Here is a 15,973-nt window from a genome sequence, read left to right on the forward strand (position 1 = left end):
CCCGCTCCATCGCGCTCACGCCAGCACATCCGCCACGGCCGCCTTCAGAACATCCCGCACATCGGTGGGCTTCAGCCGGACCTGCAAGCCGCGCTGGCCGCCATTGAGATAGACCAGGTCATGGGCGAGCGCGCTCTGCTCGATCACGGTGCGCACAGGCTTGCGCTGCCCGAACGGGCTGATGCCGCCGACCTTGTAGCCGGTGACGCGCTCGGCCTCGGGCGGCTTCATCATCTGGGCCGACTTGCCGCTCGCCGCCGCGGCCAGCTTCTTCATCGAGACCTCCTGGTCGGACGGCACGACCACGCAGACCGGCTTGCCGTCGACCAGCGCCATCAGCGTCTTCAGGACGCGCGCAGGGTCCTCGCCAAGCGCGGCCGCCGCCTGCAGCCCGATGCTCTCGGCGTCGGGATCATAGTCGTAGGTGTGAACGGTGAAGGCAACACCGGCGGCTGCGAGTGCGCGTGTGGCGGGGGTGACTTTGGACATGCGTCACATGTAGCACCGTCATTGCGAGGAGCGAAGCGACGAAGCAATCCAGAATCCCGCCGGCGAGGCAGTCTGGATTGCTTCGCTTCGCTCGCAATGACGGCGGAGGCCCCTACTCCGCCGCGTCCCGCATCTCGGCGCGCTCGGCCCGCGCTGCGCAGAACTTGAACTCCGGGATCTTGCCGAACGGGTCCAGTGCCGGGTTGGTGAGCAGGTTCGCGGCCGCTTCCGCGTAGCAGAACGGCATGAACACCATGTTCTCCGGCACGTCGCGGTCGGAGCGGACCTTGACCTCGACGGCGCCGCGGCGGGTCTCCAGGCGAATGAAATCGCCGGGCACCAGCTTCTTCTTGCGCATGTCCTTGGGTGACATGAACGCGACCGCCTCCGGCTCGATCTGGTCGAGCACCTGGGCGCGGCGGGTCATCGAGCCGGTGTGCCAGTGCTCCAGCACGCGGCCGGTCGAGAGCACCATCGGATATTCGTCGTCGGGAATCTCGTCCGGCGGGACGACCTTGGCCGGCACGATCTTGCCGCGGCCGCTCGCGGTCGGGAAGCCCGTGGTGAAGATGATCTCGTTGCCGGGCTTGTTCGGATCGTCGACGGGATAAGTGACCGCGCCCTCACGCACCAGCCGCTCCCAGGTGATGTTCTTCAGCGACGGCATCAGCTCTGCCATCTCGGTGAAGACGTCGCCGGGACCGGCATAATTCCACGGCAGGCCCATGCGCTTGCCGATCTCCTGGATGATCCAGAGATCCTGCCGCGCATCGCCGGGCGGCTTGATCACCTGGCGCGCCAGCTGCACGCGGCGATCGGTGTTGGTGAATGAGCCGTCCTTTTCGGCGAAGGCCGAGGCCGGCAGGATCACGTCGGCATGGAACGCAGTCTCGGTGACGAAGAGATCCTGCACCACGAGATGATCGAGCAACGCCAGCGCATGGCGCGCATGCTGCAGGTCGGGATCGGACATCGCGGGGTTTTCGCCCTCGATATACATGCCCTTGATCTCGCCGGCGTGGATCGCGTTCATGATCTCGACCACGGTCAGGCCGCGCACGGGATCGAGATCCTGCTGCCAGAGCTTTTCGAAGCTGCCGCGCAAGTCATCGCGGCCCACCGGCTGGTAGTCCGGCAGGAACATCGGGATCAGGCCGGCATCGGAGGCGCCTTGCACGTTGTTCTGGCCGCGCAGCGGATGCAGGCCGGTGCCGGGACGGCCGACCTGGCCCGTGATCAGGGCGAGCGCAATCAGGCAGCGCGCATTGTCGGTGCCGTGGACATGCTGGCTGATGCCCATGCCCCAGAAGATGATCGAGGATTTTGCCCGCGCATAGGTGCGCGCTACTTCGCGCAGGGTTTGCGCCGGGATGCCGCAGATCGGTTCCATCTTCTCCGGCGTGAATTCCTTGATCTTCTCCTTGAGGTCCTCGAAGCCTTCGGTGTAGCCGGCGATGTACTGGTCGTCGGTCAGGCCTTCGGTGATGATCGTGTTGATCATCGCGTTCAGCATGGCGACGTCGGAGCCCGGCTTGAACTGCAGATGCTTGGTCGCGTGACGCGACAGCGACTGCCGGCGCGGGTCCATCACGAACAGCTTTGCGCCGTTCTGCTTGACCGCGTTCTTGATGAAGGTCGCTGCAACCGGATGGTTCACGGTCGGATTGGCGCCGATCACGACGATGACCTCGGCGTCCATCGCAGCCGAGAACGGCGCCGACACCGCGCCAGAGCTGAGGCCTTCGAACAGCGCCGCCACCGACGAGGCATGGCACAGGCGGGTGCAATGGTCGACGTTGTTGGAGCCGAAGCCGGTGCGCACGAGCTTCTGGAACAGATAGGCCTCTTCGTTCGAGCCCTTGGCCGAACCGAAGCCGGCCAGCGCCTTCACGCCCTTGTCGTCGCGGATCTTGACGAGACCCTTGGCGGCGATGTCGAGCGCTTCCTCCCAGCTCGCTTCGCGGAAATGCGTGAACGGATTGGCCGGGTCGACCTGGTCGTTGGCATCCTTCTTCGCGTTCGGCAGCCGCACCAGCGGCTTCGTCAGGCGATGCGGATGGTGGATATAGTCGAAGCCGAAGCGGCCCTTCACACAGAGACGATTGTGGTTGGCGGGGCCGTCGCGGCCTTCCGCATAGATCACCTTCTCGTCCTTGACCTCGTAGGTGACCTGGCAGCCGACGCCGCAGAACGGGCAGAGCGAATCCACCTTCTTGTCGGCATAGGTCACGCGCGTCTGGTTTTCGTCGAGCATCACGGCCGGCATCAAAGCGCCGGTCGGACAGGCCTGCACGCATTCGCCGCAGGCAACGCAGGTGGACTCGCCCATGGGGTCGTCGAAGTCGAACACGATCTTGGCGCCGGCATTGCGATAGGCCATGCCGATGACGTCGTTGACCTGGACCTCGCGGCAGGCGCGCACGCAGAGGCCGCACTGGATGCAGGCATCGAGATTGACGCGCATCGCCGGATGGCTGGCGTCGGTTGCCCAGCGCTCGGCGGCGGGAAAGCGGCTCTCGGTGACGCCAGTGGTCTCGGCCCAGTGCCAGAACTTCGAATCCGGATCGTGTGACGTCTCACGCGCCGGCTGGTCGGCAACGAGCAGCTCCATCACCATTTTTTGCGCCGACACCGCACGCGCGGATTCCGTCTTCACCTTCATGCCGACCGACGGCGTGCGCTTGCAGGACGCGGCGAGCACGCGCTCGCCCTCGATCTCGACCATGCAGGCGCGGCAATTCCCGTCAGGGCGATAGTCGGGCGCCGGCGAGTAGCAGAGATGCGGAATGTCGCGGCCCTGGCGTTTTGCGACCTGCCAGATCGTCTCGCCGGGTTTGGCCTCGACCTGCTTGCCGTCGAGCTCGAACGTAATCTTCGTCATTCCGCCGCTTCCTTGAACTCGTCAGGGAAATATTTGATCACGGAGGACAGGGGGTTCGATGCCGCCTGTCCGAGCCCGCAGATCGAGGCATCGCGCATCGCCTGGCTCAATTCTTCCAGCAAGGCACGGTTCCAGACCGGCCTTTGCATCAGCAGCGCCGCCTTCTGGGTACCGACGCGGCACGGCGTGCACTGGCCGCAGCTCTCGTCCTCGAAGAACTTCATCAGGTTCAATGCGGCAGCGCGCACGCTGTCCTTGTGCGACAGGATCACGATCGCAGCCGAGCCGATGAAGCAACCGTATTTCTCCAGCGTGCCGAAATCGAGCGGAATGTCGTCCATCGATGCCGGCAAGATGCCGCCGGACGCACCGCCCGGCAGATACGCGTAGAATCGATGGCCGTCGGCCATGCCGCCGCAATATTCCTCGATCAGCTCGCGCACGGTGATACCCGCGGGCGCGAGCTTCATGCCGGGATTTTTGACGCGTCCCGAAACCGAGAAGCTGCGCAGGCCGTGACGCTCGTGGCGGCCATGGCCCTTCCACCAACCGGCGCCCTTCTCGACGATGTCGCGCACCCACCACAGCGTCTCGATGTTGTTGATCAGCGTCGGCAGACCGAACAGGCCGACCTGGAACGGGTAAGGCGGCTTGTGCCTGGGCAGGCCACGCTTGCCCTCGATGCTCTCCAGCAGCGAGGATTCCTCGCCGCAGATGTAAGCGCCGGCGCCGCGCCGCAGGTGCAGCGTCGGGCCGCCCGGCGGGAGCTTTGCGATCTCGCGCTGGAGGATCTCGCGCGAGGCCGGATATTCGTCGCGCAGATAGATATAGACGTCGCTCGCCTGCACCACATGGGCGCCGATCAGCATGCCCTCGATGAAGCGATGCGGATCGGTTTCGAGGTAATAGCGGTCCTTGAACGTGCCGGGCTCGCCCTCGTCGCCGTTGATCGCCATCAGCCGCGGCCCGGGCTCGCCGAGCACGGCGCGCCATTTGCGCCCGGTGGGAAAGCCGGCGCCGCCAAGTCCACGCAGCGAAGCGTCGTCGAGCGCTTTCAGGAGATCGTCCTTCGACAGCTCGCCCGAGCGCAGGCGATTGAGTAGCTTGTAGCCGCCATCGGCGACGTAGGCATCGTACTCGGTATATGTGGGCAGATGCGCGTGCGTGTCGCCGGCCTTGGCTGCCGCCATGACGTTGGCGACGGTGGCGTGGTCGACGAAATTGTGCCCGACCTCGGCGGCCGGCGCTGTGTCGCAGCGGCCGACGCAGGGCGCGCGCACGACGCGGATGCCGGGACCTGACGCGCTCTGCAGATCCTCGAGCAGCTTCTCGCCGCCAAGCATCGCGCAGGTGAGCGAATCGCAGACGCGGATCGTCAGCGGGGGAATGTCGGGTTCACCTTCCTTCACCACGTCGAAATGCGCGTAGAAGGTCGCGGTCTCGAACACCTCGGCGAAGGCGAGCTTCATCTCGTCGGCGAGCGCGGCCAGATGCGCAGCCGAGATCTGATGGTACTTGCCCTGGATCAGGTGCAGATACTCGATCAAGAGATCGCGCCGCCGCGGCCTGTCGCCGAGCAACAGCTCGATCTCGTGCGCGGCCGTGGGATCGACCTGCCGCCCCTTGGGGGTCGCCTTGGCGCGTCGGCGTCCCTCACCGGGATGCTCGAAGGAGCGGACCTTGTGCACGTCCTCGTGGCTCATCGATTCGTCTCGATCTCTTCTTTTAGAACGGCTCCACTTCTAGCCCCTGGCATGCCAGATGCCAAGCGAATTGTGATGTTCGCGGAAGCGTTTAAGCGAAACTCAGGGTAGACGTGACTGCCCAGACACGGCCTGCGTTTCGTCCCAACGGGCCATTGATGGAGCGAAGCCCGAATTGGTCGGGAGATCAATAAAGGTGTCCCGTGCTGCGATAGCGAAGTCCTATCGAATGCCCGGTCCGAGGCTACGGCGGGAGCACAAAGGCCGCCGCCGTGAACATCGCCTTCTACGGGGCGTCACTCTTTTCGACCAGGAACACGATGCGCGCCTCGTTGCGCTCGGTGATCTCGACCTTGTCGCCGGTCTCGCGGATCAGATTGGGGATATCGATCACCGAGAGCGGATCGGTGCAGTGAACTTCGAGCTGGTCGCCTGCCTTGAGCGGCTTGAGCGCCTTGCGCGTCTTGAGCGCCGGCAGCGGGCATTTCAGCCCGGTGAGATCGAGTGTCGTCCTGGTCATGGCCGCACCATGGCGGCGTGGAACGGCTGCGTCAACGCGGGGAGGCCTCAGATCAGGCTGGCGTAGGGCAGGAAGCCGACATCCTGCCCCGGCTCGACATTCGTGATGTCCTCGCCGAGCTCGACGAGGCCGTCGGTCTCGACCAGCGAGGACAAGAGCCCGGCCCCTTCGCGCGGGAACTTGATCGCCTCGAGCCCGCCGTCCTGCGCGCGCCGCAACGAGGCGCGCACATATTCACGCCGCCCGGCCTTCTTCTTGTAGGTAAACGCAGCACGCACCGGAATCGGCAACAGCGGCTCCGGCAGCCCACCCGCCAGCGCCAGCACCGTCGGCCGCACCACATGGACGAAGGTGACAAAACTCGCGACGGGATTGCCGGGCAGTCCGATCAGCGGCGTGCCGTCGATGATGCCCATCGCCACGGGACGGCCGGGCTTGATCGCCATCCGCCACAGCACCAGCGAGCCGATGCTCTCCACCGCCGCCTTGACGTGATCCTCCTCCCCGGTCGAGACGCCGCCGGTGGTGAGGATCAGGTCATGGTCGCCCGCAACCTGCTTCAGGCCGCTCGCCAGCGACGTTCGCTCGTCGCGCAGAATGCCGAGATCGCTGACCTCGCAGCCGAGCCGCCGCAGCATCGCCATCAGCATGAAGCGGTTGGAATCGAACAATTGCGAGGCGGCGCGCGGCTCGCCGGGTGAAGCCAGTTCGTCGCCGGTCGAGAACACGGCAACACGGATGCGCCTGACGACGTCGAGCCTCGTCAGGCCGAACGCGGCGGCAAGCGCGACATGCTGCGGCCGCAGGCGCTGGCCGGCGCGGAGCGCGACGTGTCCTTGGGGAATGTCCTCGCCTGCGGGTCGCACATTGGCGCCGGGCTTCAGCCCCGGCGGCAACACGATCTTCCCGGACTCATCGATGCGGACGTCCTCCTGCATGAAGACGGTCTCCGCGTCCGGCGGCATCGGCGCGCCGGTGAAGATGCGCGCGGTGTGGCCGGGCTTGATCGGCGCCTGCGCAAGGCCGCCGGCCTGAATGCGACCGTCGAGCGGGAACGCCTGTTCGGCCCTTGCCGGAAGGTCGGCATTCCGCACGGCGTAGCCGTCAACTGCGGAGTTGGTGAAGGGCGGCAGCGGCAGAGGCGCGGCCACATCGCCCGCGAGCACGCGTCCGTCCGCGTCGACGAGCCCAACCGTCTCGAGATCGACGATCGCACTGACGCGCGTCGTGATGAGGCCAACGGCTTCGTCGACCGACATCATCGGGCCGCCGAAGGCAAAGCAATCGTCCGACAGTTGCGCCATGGTGCCTCGTCAGCGTATCGCGGCGCTTCTTGCCACCGCTTCCTCGACCGGCATCGCCGCCCGTAGCATCAATGCCGCGGCGCCTTCGATATCGTCGAGATGGACAGTCGGGAGCCTCGTGTCAATCGCGACGTCCGTCGCGATCCCGGCAATCCCGGGATCGTCCGGAAACAGCAGCGGCTTGCCGTTGGCGGCACGATGCACCTCGATCTTGCGATGCGGCTCGCGCTTGAATCCCTCGACCACGACGAGATCGACCGCGGAGAGTTTCTCGAGCAGCTCCGGCAGCCGCGGCTCCGCCGCCCCACGCAGCTCATGCATCAGCGCCCAGCGGTTCGACGAAGCAACCAGCACCTCCGCCGCACCGGCCTCGCGATGGCGCCAGGAATCCTTGCCGGGCACGTCGACGTCGAACTGGTGATGCGCATGCTTGATCACGGAGACGCGCAGGCCTTGCGCGTTGAAATGCGGAATCAGCCGCGTCAACAGCGTGGTCTTGCCCGCACCGCTCCATCCTGCAAGGCCGATGACTTTCATTCCAGCTCCGTGTCCGCGAACGACCCAGGTCCCTTCTGGAACCGCGGCCCCCTCCGCGTCATTGCGAGCGCAGCGAAGCAATCCAGACTGCCGCCGCGGAAGGATTCTGGATTGCTTCGCTCCGCTCGCAATGACGAGCGGAGGCATTTTGCCCATTCCCGGCCATGCTTATATCGGCTTGACCCGAATGTCATGCTAACCTCGCCGCCATGATGAAGATCGACAAAGCCCCGGTGCCCCTGATCGTCCCCAATCCGGACGATCCGCGCCTGACCCAGAGCGTGACCGGCACCGACCAGGCCGGCGCCAGGGTCGAGATCAAGGTGCCGATGGAGCGGCCGCTGACGCTCTATTTGAACGCCCAGGAGATCGTCACCATGATGACGATCGGCGACTACCCCGAATATCTGGCGCTCGGCTACCTGCTGAACCAGAACATGCTGAAATATAATGACGTGGTCACTGAGGTCGAGTACGACGACGACCTCCAGGTGGTCGTCGTGCGCACCTCACACCACACCAATTTCGAGGCCAAGCTGAAGAAGCGCACGCAGACGTCCGGCTGCGCGCAGGGCACCGCCTTCGGCGACCTCCTGGAGGCGGTCGAGAGCGTCGCGCTGCCCAAGGCGGAGCTGCGCACCTCCTGGCTCTACCAGATGACGCAGACCATCAACACCATGCCCTCGCTTTACCTGGAGGCCGGCGCGATCCACGGCTGCGTGCTGTGCAAGGAGGGCACGCCGCTCTGCTACACCGAGGATGTCGGCCGCCACAACGCCGTCGACAAGATCGCGGGCTGGATGTACCGCCACGGCGTCGACGCTTCCGACAAGATCCTCTACACCACCGGGCGCCTCACCTCGGAGATGGTGATCAAGACCGTGCGCATGGGCATTCCGATCCTGGTGTCGCGCTCCGGCTTCACCGCCTGGGGTGTCGATCTCGCAAGACAGGTCGGCCTGACGCTGGTCGGACGTACGCGCGGCAAGCGCTTCATCGCGCTCGCAGGCGAAGAGCGCATCGTCTACGACCAGAACCTCGCTTATGTCGAGGAGGAATCGGCCAAGCACAAGCGCAAGGGTGAAGGCGGTGACGACTGACAATTCCACGGCGCGTGTTCCGCCGACCCTCGGCGTGCTGCTCGCCGGCGGGCTGGCGCGGCGCATGGGCGGCGGCGACAAGCCGATGCGCACCATCGGTGGCTGCACCATTCTGGAACGCGTGATCGCGCGTCTCTCGCCCCAGTGCAGCGAGCTGATCCTCAACGCCAACGGCGATCCCGCCCGCTTTGCTGCGTTCGGCTTGCAGGTCGTCGCCGACGACGTGCCCGGCTTCCCCGGCCCCCTCGCCGGCATCCTCGCGGCGCTCGACTGGACCGCGGCGAACCGGCCGGAGATCGAATGGGTGCTCAGCGCCGCCGGCGACTGTCCGTTCCTGCCGCGCGACCTCGTGGCGCGCCTGCATGAGGCGCGCGCGCGTGAGAACGCACAGCTCGCGGTCGCTGCATCAGATGAGCAGTCGCATCCGGTGATCGGCCTGTGGCGTGTCGCCTTGCGTGAGGAACTGCGCCACGCCCTCGTGGTCGAAGACCTCCGCAAGATCGACCGCTGGACCGCGCGCTATCCGCTCGCGACAGTGACCTGGCCGACCGAGCCGGTCGATCCGTTCTTCAATGCGAACACGGTCGAGGACATTGCCGAGGCCGAGCGGCTGGCGGCGCTGGATGACCATCCTAAGCCACTGCGTTGAGCTGCCGTGAACCCGACCGAGCTGGGGAACGACCAATGATCGGTACGTTGTCCCCGGGATGAACCATGGCCGACTCTCTCCTTGATGTCGTCTTCGATGTCTTCGATCTTGCGCTCGATGTTTCGGATGTGATCGATCGCACGAAGCAGCTGAGCAAGCCTGACACCGTCGAGGTTCCGCCCGATCCGAAGCCGTTGCCGGCCGCCGCGCAGCGTGCGCTGGCCGAGGCCGAGGAACGGAAGCGCAGGCGCGAGCAATCCGATCAGGCCGCCAGCGCCACCGACCAGGCGTCGCAACCGTAGCCCTCGCTGATATCTACGCAGGCCGGAAACCGGCGCGCTCAAGTGCGGCGCGCGCTGCGCTCGAGCCGAGCGCATCAAGAAAGGCCCGCACGGCTGGCCGGTCCTTGCGCGCGGTCACCAGCGCGAAATCGTAATGCTCTTCGGCCAGCGGAATGAAACCGAGGCCGACGGCGTGGGCGACCGGCGCAATGGTCATGCCCCAGTCGGCGCGGTGCTGCGCCACGGCCGCCGCAACCGCATTGTGCGAACGCGGCTGGTTCCAATAGCCTTCCGGACGCGCCCCGCCGAGCAGCCGGTCGATCAGGATGCGCGTGCCGGCGCCCTGGTTGCGGTTGACCATGATGCAGGTGGGGTCGGCGAGCGCAGCCGCAACAGCCTCCTTTGCGCTCAGGCCCTCGAAACGTTTGTCGCCCTTGCGGAAGACAATGCCCTGCATCCGCCGCCAGCCGGCGACGAGCTCGAGTCCTTCGACGAGATAGGGCGTGTTGTAGGTCTCGCTGCGATCGTCGAACAGATGGATCGGCGCGAGATCGCATTCGCCGCGCTTTGCCGCCGCCAATCCTCCAAGGCTGCCGACCGCGATCGAGCGCACGGTCAGGCTGGCATGCGCGAGCTGTGCGGTGACGAGATCGAGGCCGGTGCAATGGCTGCCGACGATGACGAGATCCGGCACGCGCACATGCGGCGTGAACAGCGTCACCTCGGTTTCGGTGCCGGCCGGCATCTGGTCGGCAAGTGCGTCGATGCGCAGAAAGCCGTCCGCCTGCGCAAAGGACGTGATCGCACCGGACCCTTTGCCGGTGGGGTAGGCGATGAGGCCCGCCCTGCCCTGGACCAGCGAAACCATGACGAATTCGGTGCGGCCGAGCTCGGAGGCGATGCGCACCGGCACGGTCGCGTTCACCTTGGCATCGGAGCGCGGCGGCAGTCCGGCCATCCTGCGCAGCACCGGCACGATCATGTCGTGGAAGGTGAACATCGCCGAGGTTGGAAAGCCCGGCAGGATCACGACAGGCTTGCCGTCGCACACCGCAAGGCACAGCGGCTTGCCGGGCTTGAGCGCAACGCCGTGGGCGATGATGCCGGGCGCGCCGAGCCGGCCGATGATGCGATGAGAGAGGTCGCCCGCGCCTTTCGACGTGCCGCCCGACAGCACCAGCATGTCGGCATCCGCAAGCGCGTCGCGCATGGCGGCTTCGAGCTTGGCTTCGTCGTCCGGAATGGCGCCTAGGAAGACAGCCTCACCACCGTTTTCGTCGATCGCGGCCGCGACGATGGCGCCGTTGGTATCGTAGATCTCGGCGGGCCCGAGCACCTGGCCGGGCTGAACCAGCTCGTCCCCGGTGGAGATGACGGCAACCCGCGGTCTGTGCACGACACTCACCTCGGCGACACCGCAAGCCGCCAGCATGCCGATCTCGCGCGAGCCGATGATGGTGCCGGCGCGCAGCAAAGCCTCGCCGCGCGCGATGTCGGATCCGGCATACGAGACGAATAGCCCCGGCGAGACGGCGCGACGGACATCGATCGCATCCTGGCCGGCCGGCTGGGTGTGCTCGACCATGACCACGGCATCGGCGCCGCGCGGCAACGGACCTCCGGTGGCGATCGCCGTTGCGGTTCCGGCCGCCACCTGCAGTATCGGCGCGGTCCCGCAATGAATGGTCTCGCCATTCAGCGCGAGGCGCACCGGCGCGCCCTCGCCGGCCGCCGCAAGGTCGGCGGAGCGCACGGCGAAGCCGTCGACATTGGAGCGGTCGAACGGCGGCACGTCGATCGGCGCCGTGACGTCTTCAGCGAGGGCAGTGCCCAGCGCAGCCGCGAGCTTGCGCGTTTCGGTTCGAAGCGCGCGCGGGAACAAGGCCGCCTCGAAGCGCGCCAAGGCCTCCTCGCGCGACAGGATCTTGAGGAACTGCTCCTGCTCGAGCGCGCTGCGGTCCGGTGATTTCGGGATCATCGTCATGTCAGAACCCATATCACGCCGGCATCAGATCGGCATCGATCGACGCACCCGCCGCAAATCCCTCGTCGCTGGCGGAAATCAGCAGCCATGCGTCCGCACGGGCGACCGCCTGGAGCGGCCATTCGCCTACGGCAAGCGGCATCCAGGCACGATGTTCCTCGGCCAGCAAAGCGATCTCCGTCAGGCCGACGCTGGAGGCGATTTTTCGCGCAAGCGGCAGCGACACTTTTCGGCGCGGCCGATGCGCCGACAAACGCTCGACGAGCGGCAGCACGAGTGCAAGCCAGACTGCAAGCGCATGATCGGGTGAGCCGGGCAAGGCAATGACGGGAACCCGTCCCAGCCGTCCGACCGCCGCCGTGCGTCCCGGTTGCAGCGCAAGGCCGTGCGCCATCACCTCGCCGCGCCGGGCGAGGGCCGCGATGGCAGCGTCCTGGCGGCCGACGCCGCTACCGCCGATGGTCAGCAGAACGTCGCAAGACGACGCATCGAGCGCATCGGCGATCGACGCTTCATCGCGCGCACGCGCTTGACGCGTTTCCACATCCAGTCCCGCTGTGTGCGCGATCCCGGCAATCATCTGCGCCGTGACCGTTCCACTCGGCACATTGACGATGCGCAGCCGCGGCCGCCTGACGGCGAGTTTCTCCACGCCCGCCACGCGCGCGAGCAGCAGGTCCGCCGCACCGACGGGATGGCCTGCAGCCCCCACGGCCATGCGCGCGGCAATGTCGCTGCCGGCGCGCCTGACACCCTGCCCCGGCGCCCCCTCTGCGAGCACCTGGGCAAGCGGCCCCGACATCTCCACGGCGTCGGCATCGAGCACGCAGTCGCATCCCGCCGGCATCGCGTCACCGGCCTCGACCCATGCAGGGGCCGTTGTCAGCGGCACGGGCGAATAAGCGGACGCGCCGACGAGATCGTTGGCCGATAGCGCCCAACCGTCTACGGCCGCAATGTCGCGCGAAGGATGGGCGGCGAGCAGCGGATCGCCAGCCGCGATGCAGCCGATCGCCTCCGCCAGCGGCACCTCCACCGGCGCAACGGGATCAACGCCCCGCAACAGCGCGGCGAGCGCGGTGTCGAGCGGCGTGAGCGAGGGCGGCAGGCGCTGGGTCATGCGCCATGAGGACCATGCATCGTCCGGTTTGGCAACCGCCGGCGATGCCGGCTTCAGCCGCCCGACCTGTCCGAATTGGGGAAAAACAGTTGCTGCGCGTCGACCTTGTAGCCGGCGATCGCCGTCTGCCCCTCCGGCGACGTCAGCCAGTCGACGAAAGTCTGCGCGAGGTCCTTCTTCACGTTCGGGAACTTCGCAGGGTTCACCAGCATCACGCCATATTGGTTGAGCAGCCGCCGGTCGCCTTCGACGACGATGTCGAGATCGCCGCGATCCCTGAAGGCGATCCAGCTGCCGCGATCCGCCAGCTCGTAAGCATTGGCGGCGCGCGCGGCCTCGAGCGCCGCGGCCATGCCGGGCCCGGCCTCGCGATACCAGGCGCCCTTGGCGCCGGCGATATCGATGCCGGCCACGATCCAAAGCGCGAGCTCCGCGGCGTGGGTGCCCGAGCGATCGCCGCGCGTCACGAACGGCGCGCCCTTGGCTTCGATCGCCTTCAGCGCCGTCGCGATGTCCTTGCCCTTCACGCCCGCGGGATCGCTCTTCGGCCCGATCAGCACATAGTCGCTGTACATCACGTCGTAGCGCTTCACGCCAAAGCCGTCGGCAACGAACTTCTCCTCCTGTGGCCGCGCGTGCATCAACACGACGTCGACCTCGCCCCGCCGCGCGCCATCGAGCACCTCGTCGGCGCGCCGCGCGATCACGGTGACGTCAATGCCGGTCCTGTCGCGGAAGATCGGCAGCAGATAGTCGAGCAGCCCGGACTCCTGCGTCGCCGTCGTCGAAGCGAGGACGATTCTGCGCTCCTCCGCGGATGACGCCGCAATGCCTGCGGCAAGGCCGCAGAGGAGCGCAAGTGCAACGGACAGGCGGCCCATGAGCGGGTTCCCTCAGGTTATGACGCGATCATGATGATGATCGATTGCGCCGCACTCGTGACGCGTTTTTGCGCTGCCAGTCGGGAAATTTCGGCAATTTCATCGAGACGTAGCGCGCGAACGATCGCTTGGGATCGTTCACCAAAGCGAAAATCGCGCGTGCGGATGTGTTGCAAAGCAGCGAGATGATCGGGCATGGTTCCCGCGACAAAAATCTGAAATGCAGAATTCCACCTGCGTCGGACGTCAAAAAGAAGCAAGAATTTGCATAGGAATGCAGGATGGAATTCCTGACCACCAGCGAAGCCGCCGACTACCTTCGGCTCGGCGAACGCAAGCTCTACGAACTCGTCACCACCGGTGCGATCCCCTGCAGCAAGGTGACGGGGAAATGGCTCTTCCCACGGCACGAGCTCGATCTCTGGGTCCTGTCGGGCCTCGCGCGTCCGGCCGGCATGTTGATCGCCGAGCCGCCGCCGGTCGTCGGCGGCAGCCAGGACGAACTCTTGGATTGGAGCCTGCGCGAATCCGGCTCCGGGCTCGGATCGATGAGCGAGGGCAGCGCGCGCGGGCTCGAGCGCTTGCAGCGCAACGAGGTGATGGCCGCGGCTGTGCACTTCCACGCCCTGGATGCCTCCGACAATCTCGCCGGCGATGCCAGTATGGAAGCGCTGCGGACCACGCCGGACCTGCATGATGCGGTGCTGGTGGCGTTCGTGCGCCGCGAAGAAGGCCTCGTGCTGCCACACGGCAATCCCCAGCACCTGCACAGCCTGACCGACGTGCTCGCAGCCGGCGCCCGGATGGCCACGCGGCAACAGGGCACGGGCGCGCAGATGCTGCTCGACGTGCTGCTGAAGCGTGCGGGCGCCTCGATGCGGGACCTGCGCCGCATCGAGACGCCGGCTTTGACCGGCCCGGATCTTGCCGAGCTGGTTCGCGCCGGCCAGGCCGATTGCGGCATCGCGACGCGCGCCGCGGCGCGCTCGGCCGGCCTCGATTTCGTGCCGCTGGTCTGGGAGAATTTCGATCTTGCGATGCGGCAGCGCAGCTATTTCCGCCCTGCCATGCAGGCCCTGCTCCGCTTCATGAACGAGCGGCGGCTGCGCCAGCGCGCGGAAGAGCTGACCGGTTACGATCCCTCGCCCGCAGGACTGATCCGCTTCGCAGCCTGACATTGACGCCTGCCCCCTATTAGTTGCAAAAGAAACCAATTCAGCCGGGCCATACCCGGAACAAGCAACACCGGCCAACGCGCCGGATCAGGGGAGGAGAAACGTGTATCCAACGAGATTTGGACTGCCCGTCGCGGCCGCACTTGCGGCAGCGCTGCTGCCGGGCGCGGCCAGGGCGCAGGTTTCCGACGACGTCGTCAAGATCGGCGTTCTCACCGACATGAACGGCCCGGCCTCGGCGCCGACCGGCCAGGGCTCGGTGACCGCGGCGCAGATGGCGATCGACGATTTCGGCGGCAAGGTGCTCGGCAAGCCGATCAGCATCGTGATCGGCGACCACCAGCTCAAGGCCGACATCGGCGGCACGATCGCGCGGCGCTGGTACGACGTCGACCAGGTCGATCTGATCGTCGACGTGCCGGTCTCCGCGGTTGGCCTCGCGGTGCAGAACGTCGCCAACGAGAAGAAGCGGCTGTTCATCACCCACTCCACCGGGACCGCGGATTTCCACGGCAAGTTCTGCTCGCCTTACGCCATCCAATGGGTGTTCGACACCCGCGCGCTCGCAGTCGGCACTGCGGACGCCGTGGTCAAGCGCGGCGGCGACAGCTGGTTCTTCATCACCGACGACTACGCCTTCGGCCATTCGCTGGAGCGCGACGCTTCCGCCGTCGTCACCGCCAATGGCGGCAAGGTGCTGGGCTCGGTGCGGCCGCCGCTGGCAACGCCCGATCTCTCCTCCTTCGTGCTGCAGGCGCAGGCCTCCAAGGCCAAGATCATCGGCATTGCCGCCGGTCCCCCCAACAACATGAACGAGATCAAGACCGGCGCCGAGTTCGGCGTGTTCAAGGGCGGCCAGCAGATGGCGGCGCTGCTGGCGCTGATCACCGACATCCACGGCCTCGGACTGCAGGCGGCGCAAGGCCTGCTGCTGACCACCTCGTTCTACTGGGACATGGACGACAAGACGCGCGAATGGTCGAAGCGCTATTTCGCCAAGATGAACAGGATGCCGACGATGTGGCAGGCCGGCGTCTATTCCAGCGTGATGCACTATCTCAACGCCATCAAGGAGACCGGCACCGACGATCCGCTGAAGGTGGCCGCCAAGATGCGCGAGAAGCCGATCGAGGATTTCTTCGCCCGCAACGGCAAGCTTCGCGAGGACAATCTGATGGTGCACGATCTCTGGCTGGTGCAGGTGAAGACGCCGGAGGAGAGCAAATATCCGTGGGACTATTACAAGATCCTCACGACCATCTCCGGCGACAAGGCGTTTGGGCCGCCCGACCCGGCGTGTGCGATGGTGAAGAAATAGGTTTGGCTAATATGAAGCCGCGATGACGGTG

Annotated in this window: 15 protein-coding genes; 5 read left to right on the forward strand and 10 right to left on the reverse strand. The window is 66.3% G+C overall.

Annotated features, from left to right (window positions below; genetic code table 11):
* Positions 1–15: 15 nt before the first annotated feature.
* The 6 genes from ybaK to mobB all read right to left on the reverse strand — a co-directional run bounded on the left by ybaK (position 16) and on the right by mobB (position 7,434).
* Positions 16–489 carry a Cys-tRNA(Pro) deacylase gene (ybaK, locus tag ACNJYA_RS32805; RefSeq protein WP_271501980.1) on the reverse strand — a complete coding sequence of 158 codons (474 nt, stop codon included), beginning with the start codon at positions 487–489 and terminating at the stop codon, positions 16–18.
* Positions 490–601: 112 nt separating this feature from the next.
* A complete protein-coding gene (gene fdhF, locus ACNJYA_RS32810; RefSeq protein WP_439401406.1) occupies positions 602–3,370 on the reverse strand; it encodes a formate dehydrogenase subunit alpha in 2,769 nt (922 codons plus the stop codon).
* A complete protein-coding gene (locus tag ACNJYA_RS32815) occupies positions 3,367–5,073 on the reverse strand; it encodes an NADH-ubiquinone oxidoreductase-F iron-sulfur binding region domain-containing protein (RefSeq protein WP_439401407.1) in 1,707 nt (568 codons plus the stop codon). Before ACNJYA_RS32815 ends, fdhF begins: the two co-directional genes overlap by 4 nt.
* A gap of 286 nt (positions 5,074–5,359) precedes the next feature.
* Positions 5,360–5,593: a sulfurtransferase TusA family protein gene (locus ACNJYA_RS32820; RefSeq protein WP_036011410.1), complete on the reverse strand. Its 234-nt coding sequence runs from the start codon at positions 5,591–5,593 to the stop codon at positions 5,360–5,362.
* Positions 5,594–5,640: 47 nt separating this feature from the next.
* A complete protein-coding gene (locus ACNJYA_RS32825; RefSeq protein ID WP_439401408.1) occupies positions 5,641–6,897 on the reverse strand; it encodes a molybdopterin molybdotransferase MoeA in 1,257 nt (418 codons plus the stop codon).
* Positions 6,898–6,906: 9 nt separating this feature from the next.
* Entirely contained in the window at positions 6,907–7,434 is a 528-nt protein-coding gene (mobB, locus tag ACNJYA_RS32830) for a molybdopterin-guanine dinucleotide biosynthesis protein B (protein WP_439401409.1), read from the reverse strand.
* A gap of 209 nt (positions 7,435–7,643) precedes the next feature.
* Here mobB and fdhD point away from each other — a divergent pair, with 209 nt between their 5' ends.
* From fdhD to ACNJYA_RS32845, 3 genes are all read left to right on the forward strand, one after another.
* Entirely contained in the window at positions 7,644–8,534 is an 891-nt protein-coding gene (gene fdhD, locus ACNJYA_RS32835; protein WP_439401410.1) for a formate dehydrogenase accessory sulfurtransferase FdhD, read from the forward strand.
* Between the two features lie 64 nt (positions 8,535–8,598).
* Positions 8,599–9,183, forward strand: coding sequence for a molybdenum cofactor guanylyltransferase MobA (gene mobA, locus ACNJYA_RS32840; protein WP_439403501.1), 585 nt, complete (start codon positions 8,599–8,601; stop codon positions 9,181–9,183).
* A 65-nt stretch (positions 9,184–9,248) separates the two neighbouring features.
* Complete coding sequence (locus ACNJYA_RS32845; RefSeq protein WP_439401411.1) at positions 9,249–9,485, forward strand: hypothetical protein; 237 nt, start codon at positions 9,249–9,251, stop codon at positions 9,483–9,485.
* Between the two features lie 13 nt (positions 9,486–9,498).
* On the opposite strand, the gene ACNJYA_RS32850 is transcribed toward ACNJYA_RS32845, so the two are convergent.
* The 4 genes from ACNJYA_RS32850 to ACNJYA_RS32865 are packed head-to-tail and all read right to left on the reverse strand — an operon-like array spanning position 9,499 to position 13,646.
* Positions 9,499–11,448, reverse strand: a complete 1,950-nt coding sequence (locus ACNJYA_RS32850; protein WP_439401412.1) for a molybdopterin biosynthesis protein — start codon at positions 11,446–11,448, stop codon at positions 9,499–9,501.
* A 13-nt stretch (positions 11,449–11,461) separates the two neighbouring features.
* Positions 11,462–12,568: a molybdopterin-binding protein gene (locus ACNJYA_RS32855; protein ID WP_439401413.1), complete on the reverse strand. Its 1,107-nt coding sequence runs from the start codon at positions 12,566–12,568 to the stop codon at positions 11,462–11,464.
* A gap of 53 nt (positions 12,569–12,621) precedes the next feature.
* On the reverse strand, positions 12,622–13,449 hold the full coding sequence (locus tag ACNJYA_RS32860) for a substrate-binding domain-containing protein (RefSeq protein WP_212259223.1): 828 nt from the start codon (positions 13,447–13,449) through the stop codon (positions 12,622–12,624).
* Between the two features lie 17 nt (positions 13,450–13,466).
* Complete coding sequence (locus tag ACNJYA_RS32865; protein ID WP_212259224.1) at positions 13,467–13,646, reverse strand: hypothetical protein; 180 nt, start codon at positions 13,644–13,646, stop codon at positions 13,467–13,469.
* Positions 13,647–13,730: 84 nt separating this feature from the next.
* Between ACNJYA_RS32865 and ACNJYA_RS32870 the strand changes: the two genes are divergently transcribed.
* Complete coding sequence (locus ACNJYA_RS32870; protein WP_271501963.1) at positions 13,731–14,624, forward strand: helix-turn-helix transcriptional regulator; 894 nt, start codon at positions 13,731–13,733, stop codon at positions 14,622–14,624.
* Positions 14,625–14,727: 103 nt separating this feature from the next.
* Positions 14,728–15,942: an ABC transporter substrate-binding protein gene (locus tag ACNJYA_RS32875; protein WP_439401414.1), complete on the forward strand. Its 1,215-nt coding sequence runs from the start codon at positions 14,728–14,730 to the stop codon at positions 15,940–15,942.
* Positions 15,943–15,973 lie beyond the last annotated feature (31 nt).

Source organism: Bradyrhizobium sp. BLXBL-01 (assembly GCF_051853025.1).
Classification (GTDB): Bacteria; Pseudomonadota; Alphaproteobacteria; order Rhizobiales; family Xanthobacteraceae; genus Bradyrhizobium.

Bases quoted from the DNA above. Each gene is read 5' to 3' on its own strand.
- mobB (WP_439401409.1), bottom strand. From the start codon at position 7,434: ATGAAAGTCATCGGCCTTGCAGGATGGAGCGGTGCGGGCAAGACCACG.
- ACNJYA_RS32860 (WP_212259223.1), bottom strand. From the start codon at position 13,449: ATGGGCCGCCTGTCCGTTGCACTTGCGCTCCTCTGCGGCCTTGCCGCA.
- ACNJYA_RS32865 (WP_212259224.1), bottom strand. From the start codon at position 13,646: ATGCCCGATCATCTCGCTGCTTTGCAACACATCCGCACGCGCGATTTT.
- ACNJYA_RS32855 (WP_439401413.1), bottom strand. From the start codon at position 12,568: ATGACCCAGCGCCTGCCGCCCTCGCTCACGCCGCTCGACACCGCGCTC.
- ACNJYA_RS32870 (WP_271501963.1), top strand. From the start codon at position 13,731: ATGGAATTCCTGACCACCAGCGAAGCCGCCGACTACCTTCGGCTCGGC.
- ACNJYA_RS32820 (WP_036011410.1), bottom strand. From the start codon at position 5,593: ATGACCAGGACGACACTCGATCTCACCGGGCTGAAATGCCCGCTGCCG.
- ACNJYA_RS32815 (WP_439401407.1), bottom strand. From the start codon at position 5,073: ATGAGCCACGAGGACGTGCACAAGGTCCGCTCCTTCGAGCATCCCGGT.
- mobA (WP_439403501.1), top strand. From the start codon at position 8,599: ATGGGCGGCGGCGACAAGCCGATGCGCACCATCGGTGGCTGCACCATT.
- ybaK (WP_271501980.1), bottom strand. From the start codon at position 489: ATGTCCAAAGTCACCCCCGCCACACGCGCACTCGCAGCCGCCGGTGTT.
- ACNJYA_RS32825 (WP_439401408.1), bottom strand. From the start codon at position 6,897: ATGGCGCAACTGTCGGACGATTGCTTTGCCTTCGGCGGCCCGATGATG.
- fdhF (WP_439401406.1), bottom strand. From the start codon at position 3,370: ATGACGAAGATTACGTTCGAGCTCGACGGCAAGCAGGTCGAGGCCAAA.
- ACNJYA_RS32850 (WP_439401412.1), bottom strand. From the start codon at position 11,448: ATGACGATGATCCCGAAATCACCGGACCGCAGCGCGCTCGAGCAGGAG.
- fdhD (WP_439401410.1), top strand. From the start codon at position 7,644: ATGATGAAGATCGACAAAGCCCCGGTGCCCCTGATCGTCCCCAATCCG.
- ACNJYA_RS32845 (WP_439401411.1), top strand. From the start codon at position 9,249: ATGGCCGACTCTCTCCTTGATGTCGTCTTCGATGTCTTCGATCTTGCG.